The 15937-nt window shown below is 66.8% G+C and carries 17 protein-coding genes and 1 tRNA gene; 9 read left to right on the top strand and 9 right to left on the bottom strand.

Going from position 1 to position 15937, the window contains the following annotated elements; all coding sequences use genetic code 11:
• Positions 1–174: 174 nt before the first annotated feature.
• The 3 genes from ACEYYA_RS08345 (at position 175) to ACEYYA_RS08335 (ending at position 3700) form a co-directional block, all read left to right on the top strand.
• Positions 175–1749: an alkaline phosphatase gene (locus ACEYYA_RS08345; protein ID WP_374799527.1), complete on the top strand. Its 1575-nt coding sequence runs from the start codon at positions 175–177 to the stop codon at positions 1747–1749.
• A gap of 61 nt (positions 1750–1810) precedes the next feature.
• Positions 1811–2236, top strand: coding sequence for a hypothetical protein (locus ACEYYA_RS08340; protein WP_374799525.1), 426 nt, complete (start codon positions 1811–1813; stop codon positions 2234–2236).
• A gap of 72 nt (positions 2237–2308) precedes the next feature.
• Positions 2309–3700 carry an MATE family efflux transporter gene (locus ACEYYA_RS08335; RefSeq protein ID WP_374799523.1) on the top strand — a complete coding sequence of 464 codons (1392 nt, stop codon included), beginning with the start codon at positions 2309–2311 and terminating at the stop codon, positions 3698–3700.
• A 7-nt stretch (positions 3701–3707) separates the two neighbouring features.
• Here ACEYYA_RS08335 and ACEYYA_RS08330 read toward each other — a convergent pair whose 3' ends face one another.
• From ACEYYA_RS08330 to ACEYYA_RS08290, 9 genes are all read right to left on the bottom strand, one after another.
• Positions 3708–4172 (bottom strand): PTS sugar transporter subunit IIA, encoded by a 465-nt coding sequence (locus ACEYYA_RS08330; RefSeq protein WP_374799521.1) that lies wholly within the window; start codon positions 4170–4172, stop codon positions 3708–3710.
• 36 nt (positions 4173–4208) lie between these two features.
• The gene (gene hpf / locus ACEYYA_RS08325; protein ID WP_374799519.1) at positions 4209–4787 is read right to left on the bottom strand and encodes a ribosome hibernation-promoting factor, HPF/YfiA family; all 579 of its coding nucleotides are present in this window, start codon (positions 4785–4787) and stop codon (positions 4209–4211) included.
• A gap of 217 nt (positions 4788–5004) precedes the next feature.
• Complete coding sequence (lptB, locus tag ACEYYA_RS08320; RefSeq protein ID WP_374799517.1) at positions 5005–5745, bottom strand: LPS export ABC transporter ATP-binding protein; 741 nt, start codon at positions 5743–5745, stop codon at positions 5005–5007.
• Positions 5745–6245 carry a lipopolysaccharide transport periplasmic protein LptA gene (lptA, locus tag ACEYYA_RS08315; protein ID WP_374799515.1) on the bottom strand — a complete coding sequence of 167 codons (501 nt, stop codon included), beginning with the start codon at positions 6243–6245 and terminating at the stop codon, positions 5745–5747. Before lptA ends, lptB begins: the two co-directional genes overlap by 1 nt.
• Positions 6246–6248: 3 nt before the next feature.
• Complete coding sequence (lptC, locus tag ACEYYA_RS08310) at positions 6249–6899, bottom strand: LPS export ABC transporter periplasmic protein LptC (RefSeq protein ID WP_374799513.1); 651 nt, start codon at positions 6897–6899, stop codon at positions 6249–6251.
• The gene (locus tag ACEYYA_RS08305; RefSeq protein WP_374799511.1) at positions 6899–7864 is read right to left on the bottom strand and encodes a KpsF/GutQ family sugar-phosphate isomerase; all 966 of its coding nucleotides are present in this window, start codon (positions 7862–7864) and stop codon (positions 6899–6901) included. Before ACEYYA_RS08305 ends, lptC begins: the two co-directional genes overlap by 1 nt.
• Positions 7845–8459, bottom strand: coding sequence for a ribonuclease D (locus ACEYYA_RS08300; protein ID WP_374799509.1), 615 nt, complete (start codon positions 8457–8459; stop codon positions 7845–7847). Before ACEYYA_RS08300 ends, ACEYYA_RS08305 begins: the two co-directional genes overlap by 20 nt.
• 112 nt (positions 8460–8571) lie before the next feature.
• Positions 8572–8656: transfer RNA gene (locus tag ACEYYA_RS08295), tRNA-Leu, on the bottom strand.
• 85 nt (positions 8657–8741) lie between these two features.
• Positions 8742–9746 carry an alpha/beta hydrolase family protein gene (locus tag ACEYYA_RS08290; protein WP_374799507.1) on the bottom strand — a complete coding sequence of 335 codons (1005 nt, stop codon included), beginning with the start codon at positions 9744–9746 and terminating at the stop codon, positions 8742–8744.
• Between the two features lie 125 nt (positions 9747–9871).
• Between ACEYYA_RS08290 and ACEYYA_RS08285 the strand changes: the two genes are divergently transcribed.
• From ACEYYA_RS08285 to ACEYYA_RS08260, 6 genes are all read left to right on the top strand, one after another.
• On the top strand, positions 9872–10918 hold the full coding sequence (locus ACEYYA_RS08285) for a helix-turn-helix domain-containing protein (protein WP_374799505.1): 1047 nt from the start codon (positions 9872–9874) through the stop codon (positions 10916–10918).
• Positions 10919–10922: 4 nt separating this feature from the next.
• Positions 10923–11909 carry a complex I NDUFA9 subunit family protein gene (locus ACEYYA_RS08280; RefSeq protein WP_374799503.1) on the top strand — a complete coding sequence of 329 codons (987 nt, stop codon included), beginning with the start codon at positions 10923–10925 and terminating at the stop codon, positions 11907–11909.
• Positions 11910–11912: 3 nt separating this feature from the next.
• On the top strand, positions 11913–12710 hold the full coding sequence (locus tag ACEYYA_RS08275; protein ID WP_374799501.1) for an undecaprenyl-diphosphate phosphatase: 798 nt from the start codon (positions 11913–11915) through the stop codon (positions 12708–12710).
• 152 nt (positions 12711–12862) lie between these two features.
• Entirely contained in the window at positions 12863–14305 is a 1443-nt protein-coding gene (locus ACEYYA_RS08270; RefSeq protein WP_374799499.1) for an NAD(P)-dependent oxidoreductase, read from the top strand.
• Positions 14306–14458: 153 nt separating this feature from the next.
• Complete coding sequence (locus ACEYYA_RS08265; RefSeq protein WP_374799497.1) at positions 14459–15160, top strand: hypothetical protein; 702 nt, start codon at positions 14459–14461, stop codon at positions 15158–15160.
• Positions 15157–15936, top strand: coding sequence for an alpha/beta hydrolase (locus ACEYYA_RS08260; RefSeq protein ID WP_374799495.1), 780 nt, complete (start codon positions 15157–15159; stop codon positions 15934–15936). The genes ACEYYA_RS08265 and ACEYYA_RS08260 overlap by 4 nt, the downstream gene beginning before the upstream one ends.
• The last annotated feature ends 1 nt before the right edge of the window (position 15937 follow it).

Below are 15937 nucleotides of genomic sequence, written 5' to 3'. Positions count from 1 at the left end.
CCTGTCATAGCGCGCGGGATGTAACCGTTTCATGGCAGGCGCAGCGTGTAATAATCTAACATATTCAAGATCTTGGCGCTACGATTGTCACGAAACTTTAGCACCGCGTTACAATTTCGTCGCGCGCTGCCGCTAGGGCTTGGGCCGAAACCACCCCTTCGCAGAGGAACCGCCATGATTCGCATCCTGTTTGGCACCGCCGCGGCGCTGTGCCTGGCCACCGCCGCCCATGCCGAAGACCTGCCGCAGGCCGGCAGCGACTGGTTCAAGGCCGGTCAGGCCACCATCACCGAGCGTCTGGCCGTGGCCCCGATCACCAGCCGCGCCAAGAACGTCATCCTGTTCACCGCCGATGGCAACGGCGTCGGCACCAACTATGCGATCCGGCTGTTCAGCGGCCAGCAGGCGGGCGGTCTGGGCGATGACTATGTGCAGCCGCAGGAAACCTTCCCGCATCTCGCGCTGGTCAAGACCTATTCCTCGAACGGGCAGACGCCGGACAGCGCGCCGACCGCCGCCGCGATGAACAGCGGCATCAAGACCAAGAACGACATGATCAACATTCTGGATACGGTCAATGTCGGCGATTGCGCCGCCGGTGCGAATGCCGGGACCAAGACCTTTGCCGAGATCGTCAACGGCATGGGCAAATCGGTCGGCGTCATCTCGACCGCGCGGATCACCCATGCGACCCCGGCGGCGGTCTATGCCCGCACCGTGAACCGCGATTATGAGGACAACTCGGCCCTGCCCGAGGGCTGCGATCAGAAAGACATTGCCGATCAGCTGATCGACCAGATGAAGGCCGGCGTGATCGACCTGGCCCTGGGCGGCGGGCGCGCGCATTTCCTGCCCAAGGGCACCAAGGATGTCGAGGACAAGGAAGGCAAGCGCACCGACGGCCGCAACCTTATCGAAGAGGCGCAGGCGGCGGGCGCGCAGGTGGTGTTCGGCGATCAGGATTTCGCCGCGCTGAGCACGGCGGGCAACAACGCCCCGATCCTGGGCCTGTTCGGGGCCAGCCACATGAAATATGAGGTCGACCGGACCGGTGAGCCGTCGCTGGCCGAAATGACCGAGGCCGCGATCAAGACGCTGTCGTCGAATGACAACGGCTTTTATCTGAACATCGAGGCGGGCCGGGTCGATCATGCCAACCACGATGGCAACCTGGCGCGCACCCTGTCGGACGGCAAGGCCTTTGCCGATGCGATCGCCAAGGCGATGGAGATGACCAAACCCGAGGACACGCTGATCATCGTCACCGCCGACCATGAACATGCGATCACCTTCAACGGCTATTGCGGCCGTGGGTCCAACATCCTGGGCCTGTGCATGGAGGAGAACGAGCAGGGCGTCGAACATAACGGCAAGCCGAACCTGGGTGCTGATGGCAAGCCCTATACCGTCGCCGGTTTCCTGAACGGCGCCGGTTCGGTTCTGGTCGAGCAGCCCGCCGCCGAAGGCATGGCTGGCATGTCGGGCATGGATGGCATGGGCGGCATGTCGGGCATGACCGCCGAGGCCACGCCGCTGTTCGCCGCGCCCGAAGGCCGCCCGGTGGTGACCGAGGAACAGGCGACCGATGTCGATTACCTGCAACAGGCGCTGATCCCGATGAGCTCGGAAACCCATTCGGGCGAGGATGTCGCAGTCTTTGCACGCGGCCCCTGGGCGCATCTGTTCGGCGGTGTGATCGAACAGAACGTCATCTTCCATGTGATGAACCACGCCGTCACCGCCGAGTGACCTGACCATCATCGCAGCGGGCCGGGGTATCCCCGGCCCGTTCGTCGTGAAAGGACTGCCCATGAACCGCCGCCGCCTGCTGGCCATGGCCCCGCTGATGATGGCGCCCGGCCTTCTGCGCGCCGAGGCCGACACGCCGATCCGGCTGCGCGATTTGTATAACAAGGATCTGACCTTTTCCGACCGCGCCCTTGCCGCGCAAGGCAAGACCCTGACCGTGGCCGGGTTCATGGCACCGCCGCTGAAGGCGGATTCGGTGTTTTTCGTGCTGACCAACCGCCCGATGGCCGTCTGCCCGTTCTGCGAACCGGGGATGCCCTGGCCCGATGACATCCTGGCGGTCTATGCCCGCCGCACCGTTACCGTGATCGCCTTCAACATCCCGATCCATGTGACCGGCGTGCTGGAGCTGGGCGACCAGACCGACCCCGAGCTGGGCTTTTATTCCAAGGTGCGGCTGACCAACGCCACCTATCGCCGGGCTTAGGCGCCTTTGACCGCGCCCCGGTCTGGGCCTATGACAGGCGGCAGGGCCGCGCGGCGGCCAAAGGGGCCTGTGATGAGCGATTCACCTGTTTTCCTGAACGGCCCGCTGATGGGCCATGTCGTGCGCATGTCGCTGACCGCCAGCATCGGGCTGATGGCGATGTTCGCGGTCGATTTCGTCGACATGGTGTTCATCGCCATGCTGGGCAATCACGCCCTGGCGGCGGCGGTCGGCTATGCCGGGACGCTGCTGTTCTTTACCAATGCGGTGAACATCGGCCTGTCGATCGCCGCCGGATCGCTGGTCGCGCGCGCGCTTGGCGCGGGGCGGCCCGGTGATGCGCGGCGGCAGGCGACCAATGTGGCGATGCTGGCGGCGCTGACCGGGCTGGTGCTGCCGGTGCTGATCCTGCCGAACCTGACGGCGATCCTGCGCGCGCTGGGGGCCGAGGGCGAGGTGGCACGGCTGGCGGCGCGCTATGTCATCATCATCCTGCCGACGATGGCGGCTGTTGCCGTGGCGATGACGGCGATGGCGGTGCTGCGTGCCCATGGCGACGCGCGCCGGTCGATGATGGCGACGCTGTATGGCGGCATCGTCAATGCGGTGCTGGACCCGATCTTCATCTTTGCCCTGGGGCTGGGGCTGGATGGCGCGGCGGTGGCGACGGTGCTGGCGCGGCTGACCATGCTGGCGTTGTCGCTGCGCCCGGCGGTGCAGGTGCATGACGCCTTCGCGCGCCCCTCGCTGGCGGGGCTGAGGCCCGACCTGCGCGCGATCAACGCCATCGCTTTGCCAGCGGTGCTGACCAATATCGCGACGCCCGTGGGCAATGCCATCGTCACCCGCGAGTTGGCGCGGTTCGGCACCGATGCCGTCGCCGCGATGGCGGTGATCGGGCGGCTGACGCCGGTGGCTTTTGCGGTGATCTTTGCGCTGTCGGGCGCGATTGGCCCGATCATCGGCCAGAACGCGGGCGCGGGCCGCGCCGACCGGGTGCGCGCCGCCTTTGCCGCCGGGCTGGTGTTCACCGCCGCTTATGTCGCGGCGGTCAGCCTGATCCTGTTCGTGCTGCGCGCGCCCCTGTCCGACCTGTTCGAGGCCGAGGGCCTGACCCGCGCCCTGATCTATCTGTTCTGCGGGCCGCTGGCGGGGCTGATGTTCTTCAACGGCGTCATCTTCGTCGCCAATGCCAGTTTCAACAATCTGGGGCGGCCGCTGTATTCCACCGCGATCAACTGGGGCCGTCACACCATCGGCACCTGGCCGCTGGCGGTGATCGGCGCTTGGACGATGGGTGCGGCGGGGGTGTTGATCGGGCAGGCTCTGGGCGGGATCGTTTTTGCCGTGATCGCCTGGCTCGTGGCGCGGCAGGTGATGGCCACGCCCGACGCGGCCTCCAAAGCCACGCCCGGCTGGGCACAGGCCCGGCTGCACGCGCTGTTCGGACGTCGCGGGTGGTAGCGCGGCCTTACGCCGCCTGAATCCCTGCCGCGCCGGTCAGCACGGCATGCAGCGCCGCCGGATCGGCATTGGCGCGCAGCTTGGTGCGGATCTCGGGGCTGCGCAGGGTGCGCGAGACCAAGGCAAGCGCCTTCAGGTGGTCGACCCCGGTGCTGGAGGGCGCCAGCAGCGCAAAGATCAGATCGACCGGCTGGCGGTCGACGGCATCGAAATCCATCGGCTTGTCCAGCCGGATGAACACCCCCGACACCGCCGACAGCCCGTGCAGCCGCGCATGGGGCAGGGCGACGCCGTGCCCCACGCCGGTCGGCCCCAGGCTTTCGCGTTCCTGAAGCGCGTCGATGATCTCGGCGGCGGGCAGCCCGTAGACGGCATGGGCAATCTCACCCAGATCCTGAAACATCCGCTTCTTGCTGGTGCATTGCCCCAGCACCTTGACGGCGGCCGGTTTCAACAGATGGGACAGTTGCATGACGATCCTTCCAGGGGCCGCCCGCCGCGGCGCGGGTCAGGCCAGGTTGCGCGGGTCGATCCAGCCGACATTGCCGTCTTCACGGCGATGCACGACGTTCACGCCGCCATGTTTTTCATTGCGGAACACCAGCAGCGGCAGGTTTGCCAGCTCCATCTGCATCACCGCTTCCCCCACTGACAGGGTTTGCACCTTTGCTTCCATCTCGGCAACGATGACGGGCGCGGTGCTGTCGGAACCGGCGTGGTCATCATCGTCATCCTGTGCGGCCAGCACATAGTGCGGTGCGCTGGCATATTCAACCGGGGTGGCGCGATCGCGGGAATGATCCTTCAGCCGCCGCTTGTGGCGGCGCATCTGCTTGTCCATCTTTTCGCGGCAGGATTCAAAGGCGGCGTAAACTTCCGAGGCATGGCCGCGCGCGGTGACGTTCAGACCAGTGGACAGATGCACGCTCGCCTCGCAGACGAACTCATGCGCGTTCTTGGAAAACGTGACGATCGCATCGGTGGGACGCTGGGAATATTTGCCGACAGTCTCGTCCAGTTCGGTGCGGACATGGGTTTGCAGGGCATCACCGATGTCAATCTGTTTTCCGCTGATCTGATAGCGCATGGACGGCTCCTTTCGGGTGAAACTGGCCCACGCGCGCCCGGTATCGGGCGCCCGTCGGCCGGGGTGAAAAGATGGAACGGGACAGGCGGGGCAACACCGGATCGGTTGTGAATCGGAACGCCTGCGGTTGTTTTCCGTGCTCGGTCATTGCCTTCATTTGGCGCTGTATCGGCCCGGCTTGTCAACGGCGAGTTGTGCGGATCGGCGGAGGCGCGCGTCAGCCGACCTGGAAGGTATCGCCCAGATAGACGCGGCGCACATCGTCATTGGCGATGACCTGATCGGTGGTCCCGCTCATCAAGACGCGGCCATCGTGAAGGATATAGGCGCGGTCGACGATGCCCAGCGTTTCGCGCACGTTGTGATCGGTGATCAGCACCCCGATGCCGCGCGATTTCAGGTCATGGACCAGGGCGCGGATCTCGCCCACGGCGATCGGGTCGACCCCGGCGAAGGGTTCGTCCAGCAAGAGATAGCGCGGGTCGGCGGCCAGGCAGCGGGCGATCTCGGCGCGGCGACGTTCGCCGCCGGACAGCGCCAGTGCGGGCGCGCCACGCAGGTGTTCGATGGAAAAATCGCCCAGCAATTCCTCAAGCCGTTCGCGGCGCTTGTGGCGGTCGGGAATCCAGATTTCCAGCACCGCCATGATGTTGTCCTCGACCGAGAGGCCGCGAAAAATCGACACCTCTTGCGGCAGATAGCCGATGCCCAGACGCGCGCGGCGGAACATCGGCAGGGCGGTGGCGTCGGTGCCGTCGATGATGACCTGGCCCGCGTCGGGGGTGATCAGACCGGCGATGTTGTAAAAGCAGGTGGTCTTGCCCGAGCCGTTCGGACCCAACAGCGCCACCACCTCGCCCCGCGCCAGATCCAGCGAGACGTCGCGGATCACCGGGCGGTTGCGATAGCTTTTGCGCAGGCCGCGGATCGACAGGCCGGATGCGGCGGCGGGCGTCATCAGTTGCCGCCGGGTTGCAGGATCGACCGCACGCGGCCATCGACGCTGGCCGATCCGGTTTTCAGATCAACCACCATGCGGTTGCCCGACAGCACGTTCTGGCCCTGCGCCAGCATGACATTGCCGGTCAGCGTGACCTGACCGCTGTCGACCTCATACACGGCCTCATCGGCTTCGGCGGCATCCGGCCCGCTGACCAGCGTAACCTTGCCGGTGGCATGCAGGCGGCGGATCTGCGACTGGCCCTTGTCGCCATATTCCACCCGAACGCTGGTGGCCGACAGCCGCATCTGGCCCTGGCCGATCACCACATTGCCACTGAAGGTCGCGGCGCCGCTGGCCTGATCGACCGACAGGCTGTCGGCCGAAACCTCGACCGGGGCCGAGGTGTTGGCGCGCACCCCGCCAAAGGCCACGGCCTGCTGCGCGGCAAGCGCCTGCGGCAGCGCCATCAGCGCCAGGATCAGGGCGGTCGCGGCGGCGTTCGGGATCATGGGCATCGGTCACTCCTGCTGGGGCTGATATATCAGGCGCACGCCGCCGGTGAAATCAAGAACATGCGCGCCAGTTTCCCCGCCGTGCAGCGTCATCGCCCCGGCGGTCAGGCGGCCAAAGGGCGCGGTCGCGGTGACGGTGCCGGGCGCGGTCAGCCGCGAATCGGTGGTGCTGGCGGTCATCGATTGGGTCGCAAGGCTATACCCGGTCGAGGTCGACAGCCGCACCCCGCCCGCCAGTTCGATCTGCCGACCGCCGGCATCGACGCCGCCCTGATCGGCCAGCACATGCGCGATCAGCCCCTGCGGCGTGGTCAGCCGCAGGTTCAGCGCCTGCGCGCTGACCGCACCATCCGCCCCCGGCAACGCATTGCTGGCCGACAGCACAACCGCACTGCCGTCCGCCGTGGTGCCGGAATAGGTGGGCCGCCCCAGGCGCGGTTCGCGGGTCATCTTGTCGACATCGACCTGGGCATAGGGCAGGGCGGCATCGGGATCGGCCTTGTCCGAGATCAGGAACATCGTCGACAGCACCGCCAAAGCGGCCAGCGGCAGCGCCACTTTCAGCGCATTCACCATCCGGGTGCGGCTGGCGCAGAACGCCCCCTGCGCGCGGGCGCGCGGATCCGGCTTTTGCAGATCGGGGGCGCGCCCGCCCATCACACCACCCCGGCGCGCAGGCAATCATGGATGTGCAAGATGCCCTCGGGGCGGCCATCGCCGTCAGGGTCGATGGCGAACAGGCAGGTGATCTTGCGGTCGTTCATCAGCCCCACGGCGGCCTCGGCCAGGGCCTGCGGGGCGATGCTGCGCGGCGCGCGGGTCATCACCTGCGCGGCGGTATGCGACAAAAGCCCGTCCATATGCCGCCGCAAATCGCCATCGGTGATGATCCCGGTCAGCCGCCCCGCCGCATCGGTGACACCGACCACGCCGAAACCCTTTTGACTGATCGCCAGCAGGGCATCGGGCATCGGCGTATCCTCAGACACCAAGGGCATGTCGCGGTGCATCAGATCAGCCACTTTCGACAGCCGCGCGCCCAGCTTGCCGCCGGGATGGAAGGTGCGGAAATCCTCGGGCGAGAAGGCGCGATGTTCCATCAGCGCCACCGCCAGGGCATCACCCAAGGCCAGCGTCATCGTGGTCGAGGTGGTCGGCACCACGCCGGTGCCGCAGGCCTCGGGCGCGGCGGGCAGCAGGATCGCCACATCCGATTGCCGCAGCAGGGTCGAACCTTCGCGCGACGCCACCCCGATCAGCGGGATCTGGAACCGCCGGGTATGGGCCACGATGTCCGACAGTTCCGGCGTCTCGCCCGAGTTCGACAGCACCAGCACCACATCGGCAGGCGTGACCATGCCCAGATCGCCGTGGCTGGCCTCGCCCGGATGGACATATTGCGCGGGCGTGCCGGTGCTGGCCAGCGTCGCCGCGATCTTGCGCCCGATATGGCCCGACTTTCCCATGCCGGACACGATCACCCGGCCCTTGGCGGCCAGGATCGTATCGACCGCGCGGGCGAAACTGTCGCCCAGGCTGGCCGACAGGCGGGTCAGGGCGTCGGCCTCGATCCCGATGACGCGGCGGGCGGTGACCAGGAAATCAGTGGTGGAAGATGTCATTGGTATCGTCCCAGCCCATCAGATCCAGCACCGCGCGGGTCGGCAGGAAGTCGAATGTCGCCTGCGCCAGGGCTGTCCGCCCCTCACGCGCAAGGCGTTCGGACAGCACGTCGCGCAGCCGGTGCAGATACAGCACATCGGATGCCGCGTAATCCAGTTGTGCCGCCGTCAGATCCGCCGCGCCCCAGTCCGAAGTCTGCTGCATCTTTGAAATGTCGACCCCGACCAGTTCCTGCAACAGATACTTCAGCCCGTGCCGGTCGGTATAGGTGCGCACCATTTTCGAGGCGATCTTGGTGCACCAGACCGGTGCCGTGACCACGCCGAAGGCGCGGTGCAGCGCGGCGATGTCGAAGCGGCCAAAGTGGAACAGCTTCAGCACCGTGGGATCGGCCAGCAGCCGTTCCAGATTGGGCGCACGGGTCTGACCCAGGGCGATCTGCACCAGATGCGCGTTGCCATCGCCCGAGGACAGTTGCACCAGGCACAGCCGATCCCGGCGCGGGTCAAGACCCATCGTTTCGGTGTCGATGGCGACGACCGGACCAAGGTCCAGCCCGTCGGGCAGGTCATTCTGGTAAAGGTGATGGGTCATGTGGCATCCTTTCGGACCCCTATGTGGCGTGTTGCACCGGATTTTGCCAGTGTGTCGCATCGCCCCGTGCCAAACAAAAACCCCGGCTTCAGTTGCCTGAAGCCGGGGTTTTTGGTGCCCAGAAGAGGACTCGAACCTCCACGCCTTGCGGCACACGGACCTGAACCGTGCGCGTCTACCAATTCCGCCATCTGGGCCGGTTTGGTAGAGGGCGATGTATCGCGGGGCACCGGGGGTGTCAACGGGGCGCGCGACGATTTTTTCGCGCGCACCGCGATCGGGTCAAAGCGCCAGGAAATCGGCGATGGCGTCGACCGCCTGGGCATGGGTCGCGGCGCGGTCGAAGCCGGGGGCCTGATCGCAGATCGGGTCTTCGCCCTCATCCCGCAGCAGGGCGGGGCCGTCGGGCTTACACAGGCCCAGAAAGCCGAAATGATCGGTATCGGGCAGGGTGATCTGCTGCGCCCTGGGCAGGTTCGCCAACAGGCCGCTGGCCTGCGGGTCCACCGCCAGCAACGGCTGACCCAGCGACAGCAGCAGCGTCGGCATGTCGATGGCGCGCAGGCTTTCGTCAGTCATGCCAAAGCCGAAGGCCGGATCGACACCGATGACGGCACCGATGCGCGGATCGCGCATGTCGCTTTCCCATTCCGGGGGCAGGGTGGTCAGATCGACGCCGCCCTTGGCCAGAAACGCGCAATCTTGGGCCTCGGGGTGACTGTCGCAATAGGCGGTGTACGCGGTCCGGTCCATCCGCGCCCCCGCGATGTTCAGCGCCGTGGCCCCGCCCAGCGAAAAGCCCAGGATGCTGATTCGCGCCGGGTCGACATGCGGGCCGAAGGTCGGATCGGCCAGTGCCGCGTCCAGCGCCGCCCGAATGTCGGCGGCGCGGTCATGCAGCAGCACCGACCGCCGCGGCGAGCTGTCGCCCGAGGTGCTGCCGGGGTGGTTCAGCCCCAGCACCATCGCGCCACGCGCCACCAGCCCTTCGGCCAGCCAGCCCAGCCCATCCATATTGCCGCCCGAGCCGTGCGAGATCACCACCAGCGGGCGTTGCCCTTCGGTAAGCCCGGCCCCGACCATCGCTTGCGTGCCGTGAAAGACCGGGTTGTCACCGATCAGCCCAGGGTAGGTGCGGCTACCGGCCGGATACCAGATCGACCCGGCAATAAGTGCGCCACGATGGGCGGCGGGTATGTCCAGCCGGTCATAGCCGGGCAGGTCGGCGGCGTTTGCACCCCCGGCGATCAGGGTGGCGCAAAGGGCGGTCATCATCATGCGTTTCATGGCAGATCCTTTCTGTTGCCGGTCATCCCCCTGCCACCCGTTGCACGACTTTGGCGTCCTGAAATCGGTTTCAGGACGCGCGGAACCGGTTTCAGGTCTAAACCGACCCCAAAGAAGGAGACGCCATGCCCAGCCTGCCGATTCCCGCCTTTGCCGCGCTTGTGCTGATGTTCCTGCTGCTGCGGCTTTGGCAACGCGAGGGGCCGGGACGGGGCCTCGTGCCGCTGGTGGCGCTGGTTGCGCTTCAGTCGGGACTGGTCGCGGGCGCACAGCATTGGGGCATCGGCTGGATGCGCGCGCTGCAACCTGTGACGGCGGCCATGGTTCCAGCGCTGGCCTGGGCCAGCCTGTCCGTCACGGCCCTGGGCAGGCCCGCACGCGACATGACCCCGCATCTGGCTGTGCCGCTTGCGGTGGCGGTGCTGATGCTGCCCGGCGCGCCCGTGGCCCTGGCCGAGCCGCTGATCCCCGCGCTTTACCTGGGTTGCGCCGTGGCGATCTGGCGCCAGACCGGGCGCGATCTGCCGCGCCTGTCGCTGGGGGCCGAGGCAGGCGCCGTGCGGATCTGGCGCACCATCGCGGCGATCCTGGTGCTGTCGGCGCTGTCCGATCTGGTGATTGCCGGGGCGATCCTTGCAGGGGTCAGGGCTGCGGTGCCGTGGATCATCGCGATCACCACCTCGGCCAGCCTGCTGACTTTGGGCGTTCTGGCGCTGTCGCCTGACGTCGATCCGCCCGGTGATGCGCCGACCGATGCGGCGGGCGATGCCGTCGCCCCTACGGATCAGGACCGCGCCCTGGTGGATCGCCTGAATGCGTTGCTGACCGATGAGGCGCTGTGGGCCGACTCCGATCTGACGCTGACCCGGCTGGCGCGGCGGCTGCATGTTCCGGTCAAGGCGCTGTCAGCGGCGATCAACCGTCAGACCGGCGGCAATGTCAGCCGCCATGTGAACGGCTTTCGCATCCGCCATGCCTGCGGTCTGCTGGCGCAGGGGGCCGATGTGACGCGGACGATGCTGGACAGCGGCTTTGCCACCAAGTCGAACTTCAACCGCGAATTTCTGCGGGTGACGGGCAAAACTCCGTCGCAATGGCGGGCGGGGCTGCCGGACGCGCTTGCCCCGACACCCGGCAGCGACTATCACGGGGGCGCAGCAGATGAGGGGTAAGGCCATGTCCAAGCTGGTGACGATCTATGGTGGCTCGGGCTTTGTGGGGCGCTATGTCGCGCGGCGCATGGCGCGGTTGGGCTGGCGCGTGCGCGTGGCCGTTCGCCGCCCGGACGAGGCCGGCTTCGTGCGCCCCTATGGCGCCGTGGGGCAGGTCGAACCGATCCTGTGCAACATCCGCGATGATGCCAGCGTCGCCGCCGCGATGACCGGCGCGGATGCCGTGATCAACTGCGTCGGCATCCTGGTGCGCGAGGGGCGCAACAGCTTTCCCGCCGTCCAGATCGAGGGCGCCGAGCGCGTTGCCCGGTTGTCGGCGGCGGCGGGCGTGGCGCGGATCGTCCACATCTCGGCCATCGGCGCGAATGGCGATAGCCTGGCCGCCTATGCGCGCAGCAAATGGGACGGCGAGCAAGCCGTGCTGAAACACCGCCCGGATGCGGTGATCCTGCGGCCCTCGGTCATCTTCGGGGTCGAGGATCAGTTCCTGAACAAGTTCGCCACCATGACCCGCTTTGGCCCGGTGCTGCCGCTGGTCGGCGGCAACACCCGGTTCCAGCCGGTCTGGGTGGATGACGTCGCACAAGCTGCCGTCAAGGCCGCCGTGGGCGAGGCCGCGCCCGGCATCTATGAGCTGGGCGGCCCCGAGGTGATGACCCTGCGCCAGGCCATCAGGCAGATGCTGAACACGATCCAGAGGCAGCGGCTGGTGGTGAACCTGCCGTTCTGGGCTGGCGGGCTGATGGGTAATGTGCTGGACGCGGTGCAATTCCTGACCGGCGGGCTGCTGACCAACCGCATCCTGACCCGCGAACAGGCCTATCTGCTGAAATCCGACAACGTGGTGTCGCCCGACGCGCGGGGCTTTGCCGATCTGGGCATCACCCCCACCGCGGTCGAGGCCGTGGCGCCGGATTACCTGTGGCGCTTCCGCCCCTCGGGTCAATATGCCGACATCAAGGAATCCGCGCGTCAGTTGCGGTCGCATTAAGCCATGCCCGATACCATCGTCGCCGCGCTGCTGGGCCTGCTTGAGGGCCTGACCGAGTTCATCCCGGTGTCATCCACCGGCCATGTGCTGCTGGCCGGGCACTTCCTGGGCTTCGACAACCCCGGCCGCGCATTCGAGGTGCTGATCCAGCTTGGCGCGATCCTGGCGGTGTTCGGCGTCTATGCCCGCAAGGTCGTGCAGACCTTTGCCAGCCTGGGCCATGACCCGCAGGCGCGGCACTTCCTGGCCAGCATCATCATCGGTTTTGCCCCGGCAGTGGTGATCGGCGTTCTGGCGCATGATTTCATCAAGACGGTGCTGTTTGAAACGCCGATGCTGATCGCGATCATGCTGATCCTGGGGGGTATCGTGCTGGTCGTGGTCGACCGGATGCCGCTGCAGCCCCGCCACGACAATGCCGAAAGGTTCCCGCTGCCGATGGCACTGGCGATCGGCTTCATCCAGTGCCTTGCGATGATCCCCGGCGTGTCGCGGTCGGGCGCGACCATCGTGGGCGCGCTGGCCATGGGCGCCAGCAAGCGCGCGGCGGCCGAGTTTTCGTTCTTTCTGGCGATGCCCACGATGCTGGGCGCCTTTGTCTATGACTTCTGGAAGAACCGCGATGTGCTGGACAGCGCCGCCATGGGCACCATTGCCATCGGCTTTGTCTGCGCCTTCATCACCGCGACGATCGTGGTGCGGGGGCTGCTCGGCTATGTCTCGCGGCATGGCTATGGGGTGTTCGGCTGGTGGCGAATCATCGTCGGAACGGTGGTTCTGGTCGCGCTTTTGGTCGGGTAGGTCCGGTTTGATACCTTGTTTTTGCCGCCTTGCCCGAAAAACCGGCGGCGCGGCGAAAATATCTGGCATAAACGTCAGCATTGCTGACTTTTATTTCTGAACGGCATTCGATAGCACCTGTCCGAACAGTCCCGATTTCGGAAGGCGCAGCCATGGCCACGCAAAAGATGCTGAAATTCGTCGCCACCCCCCGGCAGATGCCGGAAAAGCGTGCGGCCAGTGAACGCGCAGATGATTTCCATGAGATTTACCGACAGTTCGCAGCCCAGAAGGCCGAGGAACAGGCCAGCCGGTGCAGCCAATGCGGCGTGCCCTATTGCCAGAACCACTGCCCGCTGCACAACAACATCCCCGACTGGCTGCGCCTGACCGCCGAGGGCCGCCTGCGCGAGGCCTATGAGATCAGCCAGGCCACCAACACCTTCCCCGAGATCTGCGGCCGCATCTGCCCGCAGGACCGCCTGTGCGAGGGCAATTGCGTCATCGAACAATCGGGCCATGGCACCGTCACCATCGGCGCGATCGAGAAATACATCACCGACACCGCCTGGGAAAACGGCTGGGTCAAGCCGGTCACCCCCGCCATCGAACGCGCCGAAAGCGTCGGCATCATCGGTGCCGGTCCGGGCGGTCTGGCCGCCGCCGAGGCGCTGCGCCGCGCCGGTGTGCAGGTCACGATCTATGACCGCTACGACCGCGCGGGCGGGCTGCTGACCTATGGCATCCCCGGCTTCAAGCTGGAAAAGGACGTGGTGATGGACCGCGTGTCGCAGCTTGAACAATCGGGCGTGCAATTCGTGCTGAACTGCAATGTCGGCACCGATATCAGCTTTGACGCGATCCGTGGCAAACACGATGCGGTGCTGATCGCCACCGGCGTCTACAAGACCCGCGATCTGGACGGGCCGGGCGCGGGCCGCAACGGCATCGTGCGCGCCATCGACTATCTGACCGCCAGCAACCGCAAGAGCTTTGGCGATGACGTGCCGGATTTCGACAGCGGCGAATTGAACGCGGCGGGCAAGCGGGTGGTGGTCATCGGCGGCGGCGACACCGCGATGGACTGCGTGCGCACCGCCGTTCGGCAGGGCGCGGAATCGGTCAAATGCCTGTATCGGCGTGACCGCGCCAACATGCCCGGCTCGCAGCGCGAGGTGCAGAACGCCGAGGAGGAGGGCGTCGATTTCGTCTGGCTGACCCTGCCCGCCGGGTTCGACGGCGCCGATGCCGATGCGCCCGTGGCCAGCGTGCGCGTGCAGAAGATGCGCCTGGGTGCGCCCGATGTCAGCGGTCGTCAGGCCCCCGAACTGATCGAGGGTGCGGATTACGACGAAGGTGCCGATCTGGTCATCAAGGCCCTGGGGTTCGAGCCCGAGGACGTGCCGACCCTGTGGGGCGTGCCGGAACTGGCCGTCACCCGCTGGGGCACGATCAAGGCCGACCGCCACCACGCGACCAGCCTTGAGGGCGTCTATGCCGTGGGCGACATCGTGCGCGGCGCCAGCCTGGTGGTCTGGGCGATCCGCGACGGGCGCGAGGCTGCGGCGGCGATGCTGACCTATCTGGGCGGCGCGCAGGCGGTGGCGGCCGAATAAGCTGTGCTGCGGCCGTATGATCGCCGTCATGTCTGCGTATCTCTGGCGTATCTTTTGCGTATCACGCCAGCGAACGCAGGCAGCGATCCGGGCGCAACACCCGTAGGTTAATCGGTCAGCCTTGCTGACCCGAAGCGTGACGAAAGGATGAAGATGCGGATCGCACTGACCCTTCCCCTTTTGACCGTCCTGACCCTGCCGGTGGCGGCGGGCGCGGCCGGCTTTACCCCGCCCGAAGGCTGCACGCTGGACCTGACCATGCAGGGACGGGGCTGCGTCGTCGCCAATTACTATCGCTGCGACGGCGACGCGCCGGGTGATCGCCACAGCGCATTTGCCGACCGCGAGGGCGTGTTCTACGTCAGCCGCATCGACACCGAAACCCGCTGGATGGAAAGCTACAGCCCCGTCACCGGCGTGACCGAGCGGCTGGTGCCGGACGCCCATTCCCATGCCAGCTTCAGCCGCCTGCTGGCCACCGGCCGCGACGATTTTGACTTCGCCGTGGTCGGCAGCAACGGCGAGTTGCGGCGCTATCGCGGCCATGACCAACTGACCGGCGAAACCCGCGTCATCGACGGCGAACCGCTGGAAGTGACCAGCTTTGCCATCGACGTGATGGACGGCGACGGCAACATCCTGTCCAGCCGCAGGGGCCAGCAATTCATCCACCGCGCCGAACGGCTGTTCTTTGGCGGCCGCGACACCACCACCACGCCGGGCCAGCCCGATGTGCAATCGGTCGAAGATCCGGTCAGCTTTGCCCGCCCCGGCCAGCCCGGCTTCGGCGATGCCAAGCCGCAATATGACTGCGATCTGCTGATGACGGGCGCGCCCATCGGCGGTGCCGGATGACCGAGGCGCTGACCGACCTGCCCACCGAAGCGCCGCTGTTCGCGCGCTATCTGCCGGGGCTGACCCGGCGGCTGGTGGTGGCGTTTTCCGGCGTCGGCACGCCGCAGGATCCGGTCCCCGCGCCCGAGTTCTTTTACAGCGCCAGCGACGGCGGGCAGAACCATGTGCTGTTCGTGGCCGATGCCAGCCGTAGCTGGCTGACCGCGCCGGGCCTGGCCGAGCGGATCGTCGATCTGATCCGCGACATGGCGGCACGCATCAGCGCCGAATCGATCCTGCTTTTGGGCAATTCGATGGGTGCCTTCATGGCGCTGAACCTGGGGGCGCTGATGCGCCCGGACTTCATCCTGGGCTTTGTGCCGCAGGTCTCGGCCGATCCGGCGCGCGTGCCCGAGGAGCGCCGCTGGATGCGCTATCGCAGCCAGATCAGCGACTGGTCGGCCTGCCCCGAAGTGCCCGACCTGCGTGAGCGCGGCATCAAGGTGGTGATCCTGCACGGCAATCAGCCCGAGGAGGCCTGGCACTGGCGGCGCTTCCCTGCCGCGGGCGGGACGGTCTTTCAGTTCATCTATCCGCGCGCGGGCCACGGGCTTGCCGGAATCCTGAAATCGCGCGGGCAATTGCGCCCGATGGTCCGCGCCGCCGCCGCAGGCCGCCTGGCCCGCGTGCGCGACATTGCCCGCGCCGCCGGTGGCGTGCCGCGCGGCTGGTATGAGACGCACCACCCGGTGCCCCACAGTAACCCCGGCGCGGCCGCGCCGGTGCAGGAGGCTTGAA

It is taken from the genome of Paracoccus zhouxuedongae (genome assembly GCF_041927815.1).
In the GTDB taxonomy this organism is placed as follows: domain Bacteria; phylum Pseudomonadota; class Alphaproteobacteria; order Rhodobacterales; family Rhodobacteraceae; genus Paracoccus.
This window is presented reverse-complemented; position numbering and strand designations above follow the sequence as displayed.